The following is a 15,876-nucleotide window of genomic DNA, read 5'->3' on the forward strand; positions in this document are numbered from 1 at the left end:
CGCGAGCCGCGCTCCGTTCCCCTGGAGTTGCGTCGCCCTGCACCGTTTCCCGGCGCGCCCACCCTGTATGTCGGTTACTTGCCGATATGCATGACTCATGACCGTTTTGGTCCTGGCCCACTTCGTTGTGGCGCTCTGCGCCGCCCCGCTCGTCCGCCGCGCCGGTCCGCGCGCCTTCATCGTGCTCGCGCTGCCGCCCGCGGCCGCGCTCGCCTGGGCGCTCTGCCAGTGGGGCACGGTGACGGGCGGCGGAGCGCGTACCGAGGCGTGGTCGTGGATGGAGGCGTACGACGTCGACGTGGCGTTCCGGCTCGACGCGCTGTCCCTCGTGATGGTGCTGCTCGCCGCCGGGATCGGGGCGCTCGTACTGCTGTACTGCGTGAGCTACTTCGATCCTGGGACGCGGCAGTTGGGGGCGTTCGGCGGGAACCTCCTCGCCTTCGCGGGAGCGATGCTGGGGCTCGTCCTCGCCGACGATCTGATGACCCTGTACTTGTTCTGGGAACTGACGACCGTCCTGTCCTTCCTCCTGATCGGGTACGACAGCGAGAAGCGGGGGAGCCGCCGTTCCGCGCTGCAGGCGCTGACCGTGACCACGGTGGGCGGACTCGCCATGTTCGTCGGATTCCTGATGCTGGGTCACGCGGCGGGCACCTACCGGATCTCCCGGATCCTGGAGTCACCGCCCCCGGCCGACACCACGCTCTCGGTCGCCCTCGTGCTGATCCTGGCCGGGGCGCTCGCCAAGTCCGCGGTGTGGCCGCTGAGCCTCTGGCTGCCGAACGCGATGGCCGCTCCCACCCCCGTCAGCGCCTATCTGCACGCGGCGGCGATGGTGAAGGCGGGCGTCTATCTGGTGGCGCGGCTCGCCCCCGCGTTCGCGGACGTCGCGCCGTGGCGGCCGGTGCTGCTCACCCTGGGCACGGCGACGATGCTGCTCGGCGGCTGGCGCGCGCTGCGCCTCAACGACCTCAAGCTGGTGCTCGCGTACGGAACCGTCAGCCAACTCGGCTTCCTGATCGTGCTCGCGGGGGACGGCTCGTACAACACCGCGCTCGCGGCCGGAGCGATGATCCTCGGGCACGCGATGTTCAAGGCGCCGCTGTTCCTGGTCACCGGGATCGTCGACCACGCGTCGGGGACGCGCGACCTGCGACGCCTGTCCGGTGTGGGGCGGGCGCTGCCATGGGTCGCCGTCGTCGCCGTCGTCGCGGGCGCGTCGATGATCGCGATGGTGCCGCTGCTCGGGTTCGTGGCGAAGGAGGCCGCGTTCGAGGCGCTGCTGCACGGCAGTGTCGCCGAGCGGTGGGTGCTCGCCCTGATCGTGGTCGGCTCGGCGCTCACCACCGCGTACACACTGCGTTTCCTGTGGGGCGCGTTCGCCCGTAAGCCGGGCGTCGCCGACACCGCCGTCCACCGCGTCGGCCCCGGCTTCCTCGCGCCGCCCGCGCTGCTCGCCGCAGGCTCGCTGGTGCTCGGCCCCGGGATCGGGTGGGTGGCGCCTCTCTTCGAGGCGTACGCGGCGCAGTACCCCGCCCCCGCGCACCCCTATCACCTCGCGCTGTGGCACGGGTTCGGGCCCGCGCTCGGTCTGTCCGCGCTCGCCTGGGCGGGGGGCGCCGCGCTGTTCGCGGGGCGGGACGGTACGGCCAGGCTTGGGCGGCGGATCGCGTGGCCCAAGGCGGACGAGGGTTTCGGGCGGATCGTGCTCGGTCTGGAACGGACCGCGCTACAGGTGACGGGCGCGGTGCAGAAGGGGTCACTCCCCGCGTACGTGGCCACCATCCTGGGCGTCGTGCTCGCCGGGCTCATCGCCGTCCTCGTCACCGACCGCCCCTGGCACGGCGCCCCCGCGCCCCGAATCTGGGACACCCCGTGGCAGGCCGCGGTCGCCGCGCTGACCAGCGCGTGCGCCCTGATGTGCCTGGTCGTACAACGCCGCATGAAGGCGGCCGTGCTCGCGGGCCTGACCGGGTACGGAACGGCGCTCCTGTACGTCGTCCAGGGCGCCCCCGATCTGGCGCTCACGCAGTTCGGCGTGGAGACCGTCTCGACCGTGGTCCTGATCCTCGTCCTGCGGCGGCTGCCCGTGCACTTCGGAGAGTCGCTGAGGTCCTGGCGCCGCGTGGCCAGCCTGCTGCTCGCGCTCGGCAGCAGCGTCGTGGTCGCCTGCGCGGTATGGCTCGCGGCGGCGGCGCGGACGGCGGTTCCGGCCGGGGCCGCCATGACGGAGGAGACGGCGCACCACGGCCTCAAGGACGTGGTGGCGACGATCCTCGTCGACTTCCGCGCCTGGGACACCATGGGCGAGTCGGCCGTCCTCGCGGTCGCCGTCCTGGGCGTGACGAGCCTCCTGTACGTGCACCGCAGACAGGGCCCGGCATCCGGTCCGCCGCCCGCGCTGCCCGGCGGGGTGACGGCGTGGTCCCTGGCGACGCCCGCCATCCAGGTGCCGCCGGAGTACCGGCAGACCGCGCCGGAGCGCAGCTGGCTGATGGCCGGTGACACCCTCGCGCCCGAACACCGCTCCGTCGTCTTCGAGGTGATCGCCCGTCTTGTCTTCCACCCGATCCTGGTGCTCTCCGTGTACCTGCTGCTGTGCGCGGAGAACCTGCCGGGCGGCGGATTCGTCGGCGGACTCGTCGCGGGTGTGGCCCTGATGATCCGTTACCTCGCTGGCGGTCGGCACGAGTTGGCGGCCGCGGCCCCGGCGCATCCCGGATTCTTCACCGGGCTCGGTCTGGCCCTGTCGACGGGCGTCGCGCTCCTGGGGCTCGCCGACGGGACGGTGCTGCACGCCTGGACGTGGCACGGGCATCTGCCCCTGATCGGGGACTGGCACATGGGCACCGCCATCCTCTTCGACCTCGGGGTCTACCTGCTGGTCCTCGGCGCGGTCCTCGACATCGTCCGCGCCCTCGGATCGAAGATCGACCAGCAGACGGAAGTCAGGGAACGGCTCGTGCTCGCCGGAGAGGGGGAGCGGTGACCGTCAGCCTGACCTTGCTGGTCTGTGCCGTCGTCCTGACCGCTGTCGGCGCGGTTCTCATCCACACCCGCAGTCTGACCCGGGTGCTCATCGGCGTCATCGTGTGCGGCAACGGCGTCAATCTCCTCGTCCTCGCCACCACCGGTCGTGCCGGGTCTCCGCCGCTCCTCTACCCGGGGGTCGCCTACGCACGGGTCACCGATCCGCTGCCCCAGGCCATCGCGCTGACCGCCGTCGTCATCACCCTCGCCACCACGGCGTTCCTGCTCGCGATGGTCTACCGCAGCAGCCAGTTGACCGGCTCCGACTTCGTGCCGGACGACGTGGAGGACCGGCGCGTCGTCCTGCGCGCGGAGATCCGCGAGGAGCGTGCCGAGCTGCGCGAACTGCACCGCGACGAGGGGCCGCGCGCCTGGCGCGACGAACGCCGCGAGCAGCGCCACCGGCTGCGCGACGACCGTGCGTACCAGGCCCGTGCCCGGGACGCCACGGGCGACCTGTGGGACGACATCCTCGGCGCGGACCCGCCCCACCCGCCAAGCCCCGAAAGGCAGGAGAAAGACCCCCGGTGAACGCCCTCGTCCCGCTGCCCGTCGTGCTGCCGCTGACCGCGTGCGGCCTGAGCATGTTCATCGGGCCCCGGCTGCGCCTGCTGCACCGCCTCATCGGCATCGGCGTCCTCGCCGTCGTCCTCGCCGTCGACATCGTCCTGCTCGTCGAGGCAGACCGCGGCGGCCCGCTCGTCGTCCACCTCGGCGACTTCGCCCCGCCGCTCGGCGTGACCCTGGTCGTCGACCGGCTCGCCGCGCTGATGCTGACCGTGTCGGGAGCCGTCACCCTCATCGTCCTGATCTACGCCCTTGGCCAGGACATGGTCGACCGCGAGGAACGCGCTCCGATCGCCGTCTTCCACCCCGCCTACCTGGTCCTTGTCTCAGGCGTCTCGCTCACGTTCCTCGCGGGCGACCTCGTGAACCTCTACGTCGGCTTCGAGATCATGCTGATGGCCAGCTTCGTGCTGCTCACGGTGGGCGGCACCGAGCCGCGCCTGCGGGCCGGTTCGACGTACGTCGTCGTCTCCCTCGTCTCGTCCCTTGTGTTCCTCGCGGGCATCGCGGTCGCCTACGCGGCCTGCGGCACCGTCAACTTCGCGCAGCTCGCCGTACGTCTTTCCGAACTACCCGTGGGTGTACGGGGGTTGATCGAGGCGCTGCTGCTCACCGTGTTCGGCGTCAAGGCCGCCGTCTTCCCGGTGGCCGCCTGGCTGCCCGACTCCTATCCGACCGCGCCCGCCCCGGTGACGGCAGTCTTCGCCGGGCTGCTCACCAAGGTCGGCGTGTACTCGATACTGCGCTCCGAGACCCTGCTGTTCCCCGGCAACCGGCTCTCGCTCCTGTTCATGGCGGTCGCGTGCGCGTCCCTGCTGATCGGCATCCTCGGCGCGGTCGCCCAGACCGACCTCAAACGGCTGCTCTCCTTCACTCTCGTCAGCCACATCGGCTTCATGCTGTACGGAATCGCACTGGGCAGCAGGGACGGCATCGGTGGCGCCATCGTCTACACGGCGCACCACATCACCGTACAGACGACGCTGTTCCTGGCCGCCGGGCTGCTCGAAAGGCGCTACGGCACAACGGAGTTGACGCGGTTGGGAGGCGCGGCACGCACCGCGCCGCTCCTTGCGGCGCTGTGGTTCGTGCCCGCCATGAACCTCGCCGGGATCCCGCCCCTGTCCGGCTTCATCGGCAAGCTGGGGCTGATGCGGGCGGGCGCGGCGGACGGCGGCACTGACGCGTACGTCCTGCTCGGCGCCTGCGCCGTCGCCAGTCTCCTGACGCTCTACGTGATGGTAAAGGTGTGGAACCTGGCGTTCTGGCGGGCCGCACCCTCCCAACTCCCGATGGAGGGAACTGTGTTGGAGGACGTGGACGACAGCGACGACAGCGACGACAGTGACGCTCCAAGGAGGACCGGGAGCACCGGCGCGGTGGCCGTCGCCCCCGCCGCATGTGTCCGCACCACGGCCAGGGTGCCGCGCGTGATGGTCGGTGCGACCATCGCCGCGGTCCTGCTCGGCCTCTCCTACACCGTGCTCGCCGCCCCCCTGACGGGCCTGGCCGACCGCTCGGCCGTTGAAATCCTCGCTCGGACCCCGTACATCGCGGCGGTGCTCGGCCCGTGAGTTCCCCTGAATCGAAGAGCCGCCCGCGCCGCATCGACCCGTCGCTGATCGCCTGGCTCACGGTGATCTGGATGCTGCTGTGGTCCGGGCCGACCTGGGGCAATCTGGTCAGCGGCATCCTCGTCTCCGTCGCGCTGTGCCTGGTCTTCCCGCTGCCCGCCGTCGAACTCGACCTGCGCCTGCGTCCGCTCGGGATCCTGCGGCTCGCCGGCTATCTGGCCTACGACATGGTGGCCTCAAGCGCCACGGTGACCCGCCAGGCCCTGGGCGGCCGCAGGCGCCCCGCCGCGGTGATCGCCGTCCAACTGCGTTGCCGCACCGACCTGATGATCGCGGCGACCGCTGTCGCCGTCTCCTGTGTCCCGGGCGGCGCCCTGGTCGAGGTGAACGGATCCACCGCCACCTTGTACCTGCACATGTCCGACGCCGACGACCGCGACGCGGTACGCCGCACCCGCCGCGACGCGTGGCGCCTGGAGTCACTGGTCGTACGGGCCTTCGGCACCCGCGCCGAGATCGCACGCGTCGCCGTGGAGCCCGGACCCGTACCTCCAGTGCCTCCCGCTCCTCCCACACCTCCCGCATCCCCCGCACGAAAGGACCCCCGGCCGTGACCTCCGTGGACGCCATCCTGCTCGACGCCGCCCTGGCGGTGATCCTGCTCGCGGGCGCACTCCTGCTGATCCGCATCTGGCGCGGCCCCTCCATGCTCGACCGAGCGGTGGGCTTCGACGTCGCGGCGGCGCTGATCGTGGCCGGGATCGGTGTGCAGGCGGCCTCCACCCGTACCCGCTACTACCTGTCGATCATGCTGGTGATCGCCTTCCTCGGGTTCACCAGCTCCGTGGGCATCGCCCGCTTCATCGCCGTGCGCGACCGCCCCAAGCTGCCCACCACCCAGCCCAAGGAGGGCCCGTGAGCAACTGGCACCACGCGGCCGACATCGCAGGGGCGGCCCTGCTGCTCATCGGCGCCCTGGTCTGCCTGACCGGCGTCATCGGCCTGCTGCGCCTGCCCGACGTCCTCGCCCGGAGCAGCGCCGCCACCAACCCGCAGACACTCGGCATCCTCCTGCTCACCGCGGGCGTCGCACTGCGGCTGCGCTCGTGGGTCGACCTGGGCACGCTCGCCCTTGTGGTGTTCTTCCAGCTCCTGACAAGCCCGGTCGCCGCGCACCTGGTGGCGCGCGTCGCCTACCGCACGGGGCAGACCGGCGACTGCGCCCTGCTCTTCGACGAGCTCGCCGGGTCACAGTCGATCGCGGCGAACAGGGACGACAGGTCGTAGAATTCCGGTGATCATGCTCAGGGGGTTCGATGGAGGCATGGACCTAGAGGTGGGGACCAGGTGGGTGGCGGGCGAGCAGCCTTCGGGACCGTGCTGCGAGAGTTTCGCCTTGCGGCGTCGCTGACCATGGAGGGCCTGGCGGAGGCGTCGGGCGTGAGTGTGCGCGGGATCGGGGACCTGGAGCGTGGGCGGCGGGCGGCTCCGCAGCGGCGCACGGTCGCGGCGCTCGCTGACGGTCTGGGGCTTGACGAGGCGGGCAGGGAGCGACTCCTCGCCGTCGCCCGGACCGGCCGCAGTTCGGGGTACAGCCCGGCGGGGGTGCGGACCTTTCCCCGCGGCATCGATGACTTCGTCGGCCGGGAGCAGGAACTCGCGGACCTCACGAAACTCGCCGAACAGTCCGCGGGCCGGTACGTCTCCGATGGCGGCCCGGGGGACAGGGCCGCCCAGCCCGTGACGGTCGCGGTGTCCGGACCGCCGGGTACGGGCAAGACCACGCTGGCGCTGTACGCGGCCCGAGAGCTCGCGGACCGGTTCCCGGACGGGCAGTTGGTCCTCGACCTGCGCGGCATGGACGACGTACCGCCCGCACCCGCCGAGCTCATGCTCGGTGTGCTCAAGGCCCTCCAGGTGGCCGACCGAGACCTCGCGAAGGCCGGACCCCAGGGTCACCCCGGTCTGTACCGGCAACTCCTGGCCGACCGGCGGATCCTCCTTGTCCTGGACAACGCCCGTGACGAGGCCCAGGTGCGCCCGCTGCTGCCCGGCTCCGGTGCCGGGATGGTCGTGGTGACGAGCCGGCGCATGCTCACGGGCCTGGAGAGCGTGCACCGCCTCCCGCTGGGTGAGCTGAGTGACCTGGAGGCCACCAGGTTCCTGGCGGCGATGGTCGGGCCGGAGCGTGCCGAGGCGGAGCCGGACGCCCTCGCGGACGTCGCCCGGCTGTGCGCGCATCTGCCGTTGGCCCTTCGGGTGGCGGGCAACTGGCTCGCCACGCGCACTGGTTGGTCGATACGCCGCCTCGCCGACCGCCTGGCGTTCGACGAACGGCGCCTGGACGCGTTGACCGCGGGCGACGTACGCGTCTCGGCCGCCTTCGATCTGTCGTACCGTCAGCTCACCCCCACGGCCGCCCGGCTCTTCCGGCGCCTGTCCCTCGTCCCGGGTCCGGATGTCGGTGCTCCCGGCGCCGCCCGGCTGACCGGGCAGCGGCTGTTCGACGCCGAGGACACCCTGGAGGAACTGGTGGAGGCCGGTCTCCTCGGCACCGACCGGGACCGCTACCGCCTGCACGACCTGCTGTGCCTGTTCGCCCGCACGCGGCTGGAGGCCGAGGAGAGCACCGAGGACGTCCACCGGGCCCGCACGGACCTGTACCGCTGGTTGTTGGAGACCACCGTGGTGGCCGGCCGCTGGTTCGAACCCGACCACGGCGCCCCCTCCGCCACCTGGCAGGGGACGGTCGACCTGTCCTGTGCCGACAAGGCGCTGGTGTGGCTGAAGGCCGAGGGTGCCAACTGGCTGGCCGCTCTGCGCGCGGCCGCGGCGGTCGGCGAACACGCCAGGGTGGTGGAGGTGGCCGAGGCGCTGCACTGGTTCTCCGACCAGTGGATCTTCTGGGGGCACTGGCCGGAGGTCTTCGACACCGCGGTGTGCGCCGCCCGTGCTCTGCACGACCCGCTGATCGAAGCGACGCAGCTCAACTACCTCGCCTGGGCCCTCACCGTGTGCGAAGGCTGCCCGCGCGACGGCATCGCCCGTGCGACCGAAGCCCTCGCCGCCGCACGGCGTGCGGGTGACGCGACGCAGCAGGCATGGGCCCACAACTATCGGGCCATGGGTTTTCGAGGACTTGGTGACCTGGCGGCGAGTGACGAGGACGTCCGTCAGGCGGCGGGTCTGTTCGAAAGTGCCGGGGACCTGCACGGAAGCCTCCAGGCCAAGATGAGTCACGCCGTCAGCCTCATGGGCCAGGGGCGGTCCGAAGAAGCTCTTCGCGACTACCGGCGCGCCTCTGCCTTCCTGGAGGACGCAGGCGACGGCATCGAACCGCACGCCGCCGCCATCGCCCGCCTCGAAATTCACTCCAACATGGGCACCACGTACGCGCAGTTGGAGAAATGGGACGAGGCTGTGGCGCATCTGCGGACCGCCGTCGACATGTATCACGAGAACGGCAACAGAGCTCTGGAGAGCCGCCGCCTCCACGGACTTGGCGCCGTTCTGCTCGATGCCGGGCGGCCGGAGGAGGCGTACGGAGCCTTCCGCCGCTGTGCCGACCTGGGCCCCGGCGCCGATCCGCAGAGCGTCGCCGACGCCCGTGACGCCCTGGCCCGCCTGGAGGCGCGCGGTACACCCGACGGAGCGCCCGCTTCTTCTCCCTGAGCGCACGGTTCCCTGCTCGCTTTCTGCCTGCTTTCTGCCTGGAGACCGGCTGTGCCCGGTGATTGTCTGGCAATGGCGGAGAAACCGGGCGGCAACCGATCAATGTGTGCTGCCCGTCTGAGCTCTCCGCCATGGAACGTGGATGGATGGAGAAGAAAGCCGGATGAATCTGGTGCTGACTACTGCCGCGGTTCGTGAGAACGACCAACTCGCCTACTGGCGCGACGTGATGGCCGAAGAGCAGGTGCCCGTATCCGTCACACGGCGGGGCGAAGGACCGTTCGTGGGCCGGATCGCCGTCGGCCGGGTCGGCTTCCTCCGGGTGTCCACCGTAGACGCGGATGCGCACCGCACCCGTCGGACGGCCTCGCACATCGCGCGTTCGCCCGATCAGTTCGTGACGCTCGGCATCCAGGTGTCGGGCGGCCGGGCAACGTTGGCCCAGGACGGTCGCCTGGCCGACGCGGGGGAGGGTGGCCTCTTGGTGTACGACGCCGCACGCCCCTACTCTCTCGCCTACTCAGAGCGGTTCTCCGCCCGGGTCATCCACATGCCTCGCCGCGCTCTGGGCCTGCCCGACGAGGACCTTCGCCGGGTCATCGGTACAGCGATCGACACCGGGCAGGGGTGCGGCGCGGTCCTGGTGCCCTTCCTGACGTCCCTCGTCGACTCCGCGGACTCGTACTCCCCGTCGGCCGCGGACAGACTGGCCTCCACCGTCGTCGACCTCTTCGCCACTCTGGTGGCCGAGCAGGCCCGGGACACGGGTGCCGATGAGGAGACCTCGTACGGCCACCTGGTGGCGCGCATCCGTAACCACGTCGACCGGGACCTGGGGGACCCGGCCCTGTCACCGGAGGACATCGCGAAGGCCCACCACATCTCCGTGCGCTACCTGCACCGGCTCTTCCAGGACGAGGGCATCACCGTCGGCCGCCTGATACAGCGGCGCCGCCTTGAGGAGTGCGCCCGCGAACTGGGCCGCAGCAGGAGGGCCGCCCCGACCGTGTCGTCCGTGGCGCAGCGGTGGGGGTTCGTCAATCCCGCGCACTTCAGCCGGGTGTTCCGCGCCGCCTACGGCATCTCCCCTCGCGAATGGCGCAGCTTGAATGCCGGACGGAACGGCGACAGGAGCAGCAAGCCGTTCGCCGTCCCTGACCGCCACTCGCTGACACAGATCGCCGGATAGTGCCCCCGCGCGGGCTGACCGGGCTGGGGTCAGCCCGCGTCGAGGGTGGTGCGGAGCGTGGTGACGGCCAGGGCGATGGCCGTCCGGGCTGCGTGGGTGTCGCGCAGGGCGTTGAGCATGACGAAGTCGTGGATGATGCCCTGGAAGCGGACGGCGGTGACCGGGACACCGGCCTGACGCAGCTTGTTGGCGTACGCCTCGCCCTCGTCGCGCAGCACGTCGGCCTCACCGGTGATCATCAGGGCCGGCGGCAGCCCGGCCAGCTGCTCGAGGTCGGCCCGCAGCGGTGAGGCGGTGATCTGCGCCCGCTCGCTCTCGTCGGTGGTGTATTGGTCCCAGAACCACTGCATGCCGTCCCGGCGCAGGAAGTAGCCCTCGGCGAACTGGTGATAGGAGGCGGTGTCGAAGCTCGCGTCGGTGACCGGGTAGAACAGCACCTGGCCGAGCAGCGGCACATCCCCGCGCTCCTTGGCCATCAGCGTCAGCGCGGCACTCATGTTGCCGCCGACCGAGTCCCCGGCCACCGCGAGGCGTGCCCCGTCAAGGCCGTGTGCGGCGCCCTGCCGCACGATCCACCGGGCCACCGCGTAATTCTGCTCGATGGCCACCGGGTAGCGCGCCTCCGGGGAGAGGTCGTACTCGGGGAACACCACCGCGGCCCGGACACCGACCGCGAGCTCGCGCACCAGCCGGTCATGGGTGTGCGCGTTGCCGAAAACCCAGCCCGCGCCATGGATGTAGAGGATCACCGGTAGCGGCCCCGACACCCCTGCGGGCCGCACGATTCTCGCCCGTACGCTGCCCGTCGGGCCCCCAGGGACGGTGATCCACTCCTCGTCCACGTCCAGGAGTTCCACCGGGCCGGACTGCACCTCGTCGACCGCGCCACGGCCTTCCTTCGGCGCAAGCTCGAACAGGAACGGCGGACGCGCCGTCGCCTCGGCGAACGCCGTCGCTTCCGGTTCGAGGACCGGAACCACCAGCTCTGCACCATCCGACATGCCCTGCTCCTCACCACTTGGCCCGCACCGGACTGTCCGGCGGGGCGGCCCCGGTCAGGACGCGAAGCCCTGAGGGGTACTGCCGCCAAGCTAGAGGCGGACGGGAGCATGGAATTGTCCACCAGCGCACTGGATGTGACCTGACAGCGCACTGCGAGGGGCAGGTTCTTGACCGTGGGGTGTTGCCCGGGGGAGCGTCCTCGCGATCACGGTGCGGGGTTCGCGCGCACCGGGTGTTTGCTCAGGATGGAGACGCGGTTGAAGGCATTGATGGCGATCGCCACCCAGATGACCGTGGAGATCTCGTCGTCGGTGAGGATCTGGCGGGCCGTGTCGTAGGCGCTCGCTTGCAGGGCGCTGTCCGCCGGTGTGGTGGTCGCCTCGGCCAGGGCGAGGGCCGCGCGTTCCCGCGCCGTGAACAACTCGGTGTCACGCCAGGCAGGCAGCACACCCAGGCGCCGGGTGGTCTCGCCCGCCCGCAGTGCCGCCCGGGTGTGGAGGTCGAGACAGTAGGCGCAGCCGTTGATCTGCGAGACGCGGAGGTTGATCAGTTCCACGAGGATGCGGTCGAGACCGGCCTCGTCGGCGGACGCGCGGACCTCCTTGGCCGCCTCGGCCATGGCCCGGTAGGCCTTCGGGCTCTGCTTGTCGAGGAAGACTCGCTGGCCCGCGCGGACGGTCGCCGTGTCGCTCAACTGGTACCCCTTCATGGAACGCTGCCGTCCCTCTTTCGATCTGCCGTCTTCCGGTCTGCGGTGCTCTGCGGTGCTCTGCCGTGCGCTTCAGGAGCGCCAGGACTTAGTATCAGGCATAGTTGTTGAACATAAAACCACTTCTGAGGAGGGGCGTGCGATGAGCAATGTCGAGGTGTTGTCGGCGAGAGATGTGCCCTTGGGCGGACCGCGGGCGATGACCGTACGGCGTACGCTGCCGCAGCGGGCCCGGACGCTGATCGGGGCCTGGTGCTTCGTCGACCACTACGGTCCCGACGACGTGGCGGTGTCGGGCGGCATGGACGTCGCCCCGCATCCGCACATCGGGCTGCAGACCGTGAGCTGGCTGTTCAGCGGGGAGATCGAACACCGCGACAGCATGGGCAGCCACGCCATGGTGCGCCCCGGAGAGCTCAACCTGATGACGGGCGGGCACGGCATCAGCCACACGGAGGTCTCCACGCCGAGCACCACGATCCTGCACGGCGTCCAACTGTGGGTGGCGCTCCCCGAGCAACACCGGGACACCGGTCGGGACTTCCGGCACCATGTGCCCGCCCCGGTCAGGGTCGGCGGGGCGGACATCCGCGTATTCCTGGGGTCCCTGGCCGGTGACACCTCACCGGTGCCGACCTTCACACCCCTGCTCGGCGCCGAAATCGTCCTCGATCCGGGAGCGTCCACGACCCTGGAGACGGACGCCGACTTCGAGCACGGACTGCTCGTCGACCAGGGAACGGTCCGCATGGCCGGAACGTCGCTGCACGCCGCGGACCTGGGATACCTCGACACGGGCCACCACACGCTGACGCTGACGAACGAGACGAACTCCCCTGCCCGGGTGGTCCTGTTGGGCGGAGTGCCGTTCGAGGAGCAGATCGTCATGTGGTGGAACTTCGTCGGACGGTCGAACGATGATATCGCACAGGCCCGTTCGGACTGGATGGATGGCTCACGCTTCGGGGAGGTGAGGGGTTACGACGGTGCCCGGATCCCAGCGCCGGAATTGCCGTCTGTACCGCTGAAACCGCGGGGACGGGTGCGCTGAACGGCACGGTCGCTGTCGTCAGGGTATGACCCTCGGGGTGGTCCTGAGTGCGGCGAAGGCGGGTGGCTCTGGGTGAGTGATCATGCTCGCCGGAGGGGATTCGGGGTCGCGCATCGAGTCGCAGGTTTGGCCTTCTGTGTCCAGGTCTGGCAAACCTAATGCTGACCCAATGCTGACTCTACTGACGTGTAATCAGATGGGCTTCGAGCTGATTACCTCGGACATGCTCAGGACCACCTCGACCCCCTCTGGTAGGCGTTGATCATGTTGAACTGGGTGCGGCTGCGGAAGAGAGGCACGGACGCGCGGCATGACAATCCGTTGCGCGCGGGTATCGCGGCCGTTTGTCGGGAGCCGATAACCGTGACGAGGATGACGCCGAGCGTCGGCGAGTCCGTCAGCCCTTTGGAATTGGGAAGGTTTCCCTGGCTGCACGCTGAACGAGGCGATCGGTGGACCCCCTCCATCGGTGGAGCGGGCGACGACTCCCGGTAGCTCGTCCCGGTTGGTGTCGAAACACCCCCACGCCGGTGAGGAAGATGAGCTGGACCCCACCGGTATCGCTCTGGGATCGGGAACACCCCCACGCTGGCGGGGAGGACTCTCGAAGTCGGTCGGCCTGGGCCTCCAGGGCCTTAAGGGGTGCCAGGCCCTGCGCGTCCATCAGGGTGAGGGAGGCGCAGACCTCCCGGTCGATGGCTTCCTGTTCCCGTTGGCTCTTCGCGTCCGAGCGGCGCAGTCCTGCGTTGTTGCGGTCCAGACGTTCCTGGCTGGCCGTCAGCAGGCCCTGAATCCGATCGATCTGCTCGTACGAGCGTTGCTGGATACGTGCAGCCGAATCCCCGGCTGCACGAGCTCGTGCGTCCAGGCTTGTCCCCTCGGCGGCGAGCTGGTCTTGCCGCGCATCCGCAGCGGCTTCCCGCCTGTCGGCGATGGTCTCGCGCTCATCCGCAATGGCTTCTCGCTTGTCGGCCATCCGGCGTTGTTCATCTGCCCCCGGTTCGCGCATGTCCCGTCGGGTACGAGGCGTGCCCGCACTGCCGCCCGGACACTGAGCCTGGCGTGCTGGAGTAGGCCCGTTTTCGCTCTACCGTCTCAGCCACGCTGACTTAAAATCTCGACAGACAGGCGCCCGCGCCCGGCTCCCGAGCTTATACCGAGGCAATACATCAAGCGGCCGGGGCCACGCTCTGCAGCGAACGCAACCCCGGCCTATACGTCCTCAGGTACCGGCGGGGACTCTCCTGCACCCGGCCCGTGAGGACGCCGGTGCGAGGGGGATGGGGGAGCCATCGCCTCGCACTTGGGCGGCTGCCGCTGGTTCGAGCGACTGGCGGTGGCCGCGTCTCGCTGCCTGCCGAGTCGCCGACGGTCGAGTACCCGCCGCTGCCGGTCTGAAGCTGGGCTCGGCGTGTTGGCAAATGGCGGCGCAGCAAGCCCCCGCGCAGGGGCTGGGCGCGGGGGCTCCGGGGTCCTCTTCCCTGCTATCGAGTGCAGATGCGTCGACAGTTCGTTCGGGGGACGCTGGAGGTGTGTCCACCGCGCCGATAGTCGTCCATCCGCCGTCCGGTACAGGCGGCCGGCGGGTGACGGCGCGCGGGCAGATCCTTGGCCTCGCTCACTCGGATGCGGATGTGATCGAGTTCCTGCGCCGGGCTGGTCTGCCTGATGCGGAGGGGCTGCTCGATGACCCGGCCTGGGTGAAGTGGCGGGGTCGGCGGGCGCACCACTACGAGGCGGCGTAGGACCCTTGTTCCTGCTCAGTCGCCCTTGCGTCCTGCACTTCGAAGCGCCCCAGAAGCCACAAGATCCGGTAGCCGGATCATTTTGGCCTGCCTGGAAAGCCGTCGGGCGGTGCGGACCTGCGCGGTGGGCCTGGGGCGAGTATGTCGTGGTAGGGCAGTTGGTCTCGCAGGGCGCTTCGTGCCAGGGTGTTTTGCACCGATGGGCTGGGGTTGGCCAGGATGAGGCTGCCGCCCGCGTGGTGGACGGCCTGGCGGATGCCAAGGACTGTGAAGAGGCTGGCGTCGTCGCAGCGCGTCACTCCGGTCAGGTCCATGATCAGGTGTCGGCTGCCCTCGGTCAGGACCTTCGACGTGAGCTCGCAGAGGGCCGGGATGCTGTCGGTGTCCAGCTCTCCGGTCAGAGCCAGCGTCATAAAAAAGTCGGGGGTGAGGGGGCTGCGTTTCAAGGTCATCCGCAGGCCCTTTGTCCGCTGGTTCGGATCGGTGTTCACCCCCGACCGCACCCTCGTGGCAGCGCATTCCGCCGGGCCATCCCGTACTTGCGCCTCGGTGATCGCCCCGACAAACCGGCACGATGGGCAGGGCGTATCGTCGCGTACGGCTCGGCCTTGGCCGCCAGTATGCACATTTGAGCCCCCGAGGAGAGGAGAGCGTCGATCCTCCCACCGAAACTCTCCAACTGCCGTTGAATAGCGGCAACATCAACCCTCACAACACGGTCAGTCATACTTCCTTCGAAAGTGAGTTCCCCCGGCTGCCTGCTCCCCAAAACTGCGTGTGGGGTCGATGTGGGGGTAGTCGGCAGTCGTTAGCGGTGAACTCAGGCCAAGGGCGCGGTGTGAAGCAATGGTGCACAGAAGCGAAGCGCAGCCGCTCTCCGGCCGCCCGATACTGTTCACCGAGGCGCTCATGGGGCACGAGTCGGTGGCTACTGCCCGAGATGCCGTCCGCCAGTTCCTGATCGAAGTCCAGGCCGTTCACGGCATTCCGGTCTCCGCGCGCGTGATGGGCATGGTGCAGCTCGTGGTGAGTGAGCTGGTCACCAACGCCTACAAGTACGCGCCCGGCCCGTGCTTATTGGAATTGGAGATCAGGGGCGAAGGCGTGGAGGTCAGCGTGTGGGACGCCGATCCGACGCTGCCGGTGATCGGTGGCGTGGACCCTGGGCGGGTAGGAAAGCACGGCCTGGAGATCGTGACGGGCGTGTGCCGGTTTCTGGAGCTACGGCGTGAGCCGGTGGGTAAACGGATCAAGGCTGTCATCATGCTGGCCGATGACCCGGGCAGGCGTCCAGTCTGCCTCGTCATGTGACCTGCTTGAGGTTTTGATGAATCACC

General features: G+C 69.9%; 15 protein-coding genes. 11 read left to right on the forward strand and 4 right to left on the reverse strand.

The genetic code is table 11. The features are described from left to right. Positions 1-97: 97 nt before the first annotated feature. From ACWFRJ_RS41405 to ACWFRJ_RS41440, 8 genes are all read left to right on the forward strand, one after another. Positions 98-2,989 (forward strand): Na+/H+ antiporter subunit A, encoded by a 2,892-nt coding sequence (locus ACWFRJ_RS41405; RefSeq protein ID WP_453543667.1) that lies wholly within the window; start codon positions 98-100, stop codon positions 2,987-2,989. After that, positions 2,986-3,561 carry a Na(+)/H(+) antiporter subunit C gene (locus tag ACWFRJ_RS41410; protein ID WP_453543669.1) on the forward strand — a complete coding sequence of 192 codons (576 nt, stop codon included), beginning with the start codon at positions 2,986-2,988 and terminating at the stop codon, positions 3,559-3,561. The genes ACWFRJ_RS41405 and ACWFRJ_RS41410 overlap by 4 nt, the downstream gene beginning before the upstream one ends. Then, positions 3,558-5,171, forward strand: coding sequence for a Na+/H+ antiporter subunit D (locus tag ACWFRJ_RS41415; RefSeq protein ID WP_453543671.1), 1,614 nt, complete (start codon positions 3,558-3,560; stop codon positions 5,169-5,171). The genes ACWFRJ_RS41410 and ACWFRJ_RS41415 overlap by 4 nt, the downstream gene beginning before the upstream one ends. Continuing rightward, complete coding sequence (locus ACWFRJ_RS41420) at positions 5,168-5,785, forward strand: Na+/H+ antiporter subunit E (RefSeq protein WP_453543673.1); 618 nt, start codon at positions 5,168-5,170, stop codon at positions 5,783-5,785. The genes ACWFRJ_RS41415 and ACWFRJ_RS41420 overlap by 4 nt, the downstream gene beginning before the upstream one ends. Next, entirely contained in the window at positions 5,782-6,090 is a 309-nt protein-coding gene (locus ACWFRJ_RS41425; protein ID WP_453543675.1) for a monovalent cation/H+ antiporter complex subunit F, read from the forward strand. The genes ACWFRJ_RS41420 and ACWFRJ_RS41425 overlap by 4 nt, the downstream gene beginning before the upstream one ends. Next, positions 6,087-6,458 carry a monovalent cation/H(+) antiporter subunit G gene (gene mnhG / locus ACWFRJ_RS41430; protein ID WP_453543677.1) on the forward strand — a complete coding sequence of 124 codons (372 nt, stop codon included), beginning with the start codon at positions 6,087-6,089 and terminating at the stop codon, positions 6,456-6,458. The genes ACWFRJ_RS41425 and mnhG overlap by 4 nt, the downstream gene beginning before the upstream one ends. 90 nt (positions 6,459-6,548) lie before the next feature. Continuing rightward, positions 6,549-8,843: an ATP-binding protein gene (locus ACWFRJ_RS41435; RefSeq protein ID WP_453543679.1), complete on the forward strand. Its 2,295-nt coding sequence runs from the start codon at positions 6,549-6,551 to the stop codon at positions 8,841-8,843. Between the two features lie 163 nt (positions 8,844-9,006). Next, positions 9,007-10,032 (forward strand): AraC-like ligand-binding domain-containing protein, encoded by a 1,026-nt coding sequence (locus ACWFRJ_RS41440; protein ID WP_453543681.1) that lies wholly within the window; start codon positions 9,007-9,009, stop codon positions 10,030-10,032. A 29-nt stretch (positions 10,033-10,061) separates the two neighbouring features. Here ACWFRJ_RS41440 and ACWFRJ_RS41445 read toward each other — a convergent pair whose 3' ends face one another. Next, complete coding sequence (locus ACWFRJ_RS41445; protein WP_453543683.1) at positions 10,062-11,033, reverse strand: alpha/beta hydrolase; 972 nt, start codon at positions 11,031-11,033, stop codon at positions 10,062-10,064. Between the two features lie 206 nt (positions 11,034-11,239). Continuing rightward, the gene (locus ACWFRJ_RS41450) at positions 11,240-11,728 is read right to left on the reverse strand and encodes a carboxymuconolactone decarboxylase family protein (protein WP_453543685.1); all 489 of its coding nucleotides are present in this window, start codon (positions 11,726-11,728) and stop codon (positions 11,240-11,242) included. A 157-nt stretch (positions 11,729-11,885) separates the two neighbouring features. Here ACWFRJ_RS41450 and ACWFRJ_RS41455 point away from each other — a divergent pair, with 157 nt between their 5' ends. Then, positions 11,886-12,794, forward strand: coding sequence for a pirin family protein (locus tag ACWFRJ_RS41455; RefSeq protein ID WP_453543687.1), 909 nt, complete (start codon positions 11,886-11,888; stop codon positions 12,792-12,794). 397 nt (positions 12,795-13,191) lie between these two features. Here the strand turns inward: ACWFRJ_RS41455 and ACWFRJ_RS41460 are convergent, their stop codons facing one another. Beyond that, the gene (locus tag ACWFRJ_RS41460) at positions 13,192-13,803 is read right to left on the reverse strand and encodes a hypothetical protein (RefSeq protein ID WP_453543689.1); all 612 of its coding nucleotides are present in this window, start codon (positions 13,801-13,803) and stop codon (positions 13,192-13,194) included. A gap of 523 nt (positions 13,804-14,326) precedes the next feature. On the opposite strand from ACWFRJ_RS41460, the gene ACWFRJ_RS41465 reads away from it, so the two are divergent. Further along, positions 14,327-14,539, forward strand: a complete 213-nt coding sequence (locus ACWFRJ_RS41465) for a hypothetical protein (protein WP_453543691.1) — start codon at positions 14,327-14,329, stop codon at positions 14,537-14,539. Positions 14,540-14,616: 77 nt separating this feature from the next. Here the strand turns inward: ACWFRJ_RS41465 and ACWFRJ_RS41470 are convergent, their stop codons facing one another. Next, positions 14,617-14,991 (reverse strand): STAS domain-containing protein, encoded by a 375-nt coding sequence (locus ACWFRJ_RS41470; RefSeq protein ID WP_453543693.1) that lies wholly within the window; start codon positions 14,989-14,991, stop codon positions 14,617-14,619. A gap of 394 nt (positions 14,992-15,385) precedes the next feature. On the opposite strand from ACWFRJ_RS41470, the gene ACWFRJ_RS41475 reads away from it, so the two are divergent. Then, entirely contained in the window at positions 15,386-15,850 is a 465-nt protein-coding gene (locus tag ACWFRJ_RS41475; protein ID WP_453543695.1) for an ATP-binding protein, read from the forward strand. Positions 15,851-15,876 lie beyond the last annotated feature (26 nt).

The organism is Streptomyces sp. NPDC055239 (assembly GCF_053606205.1).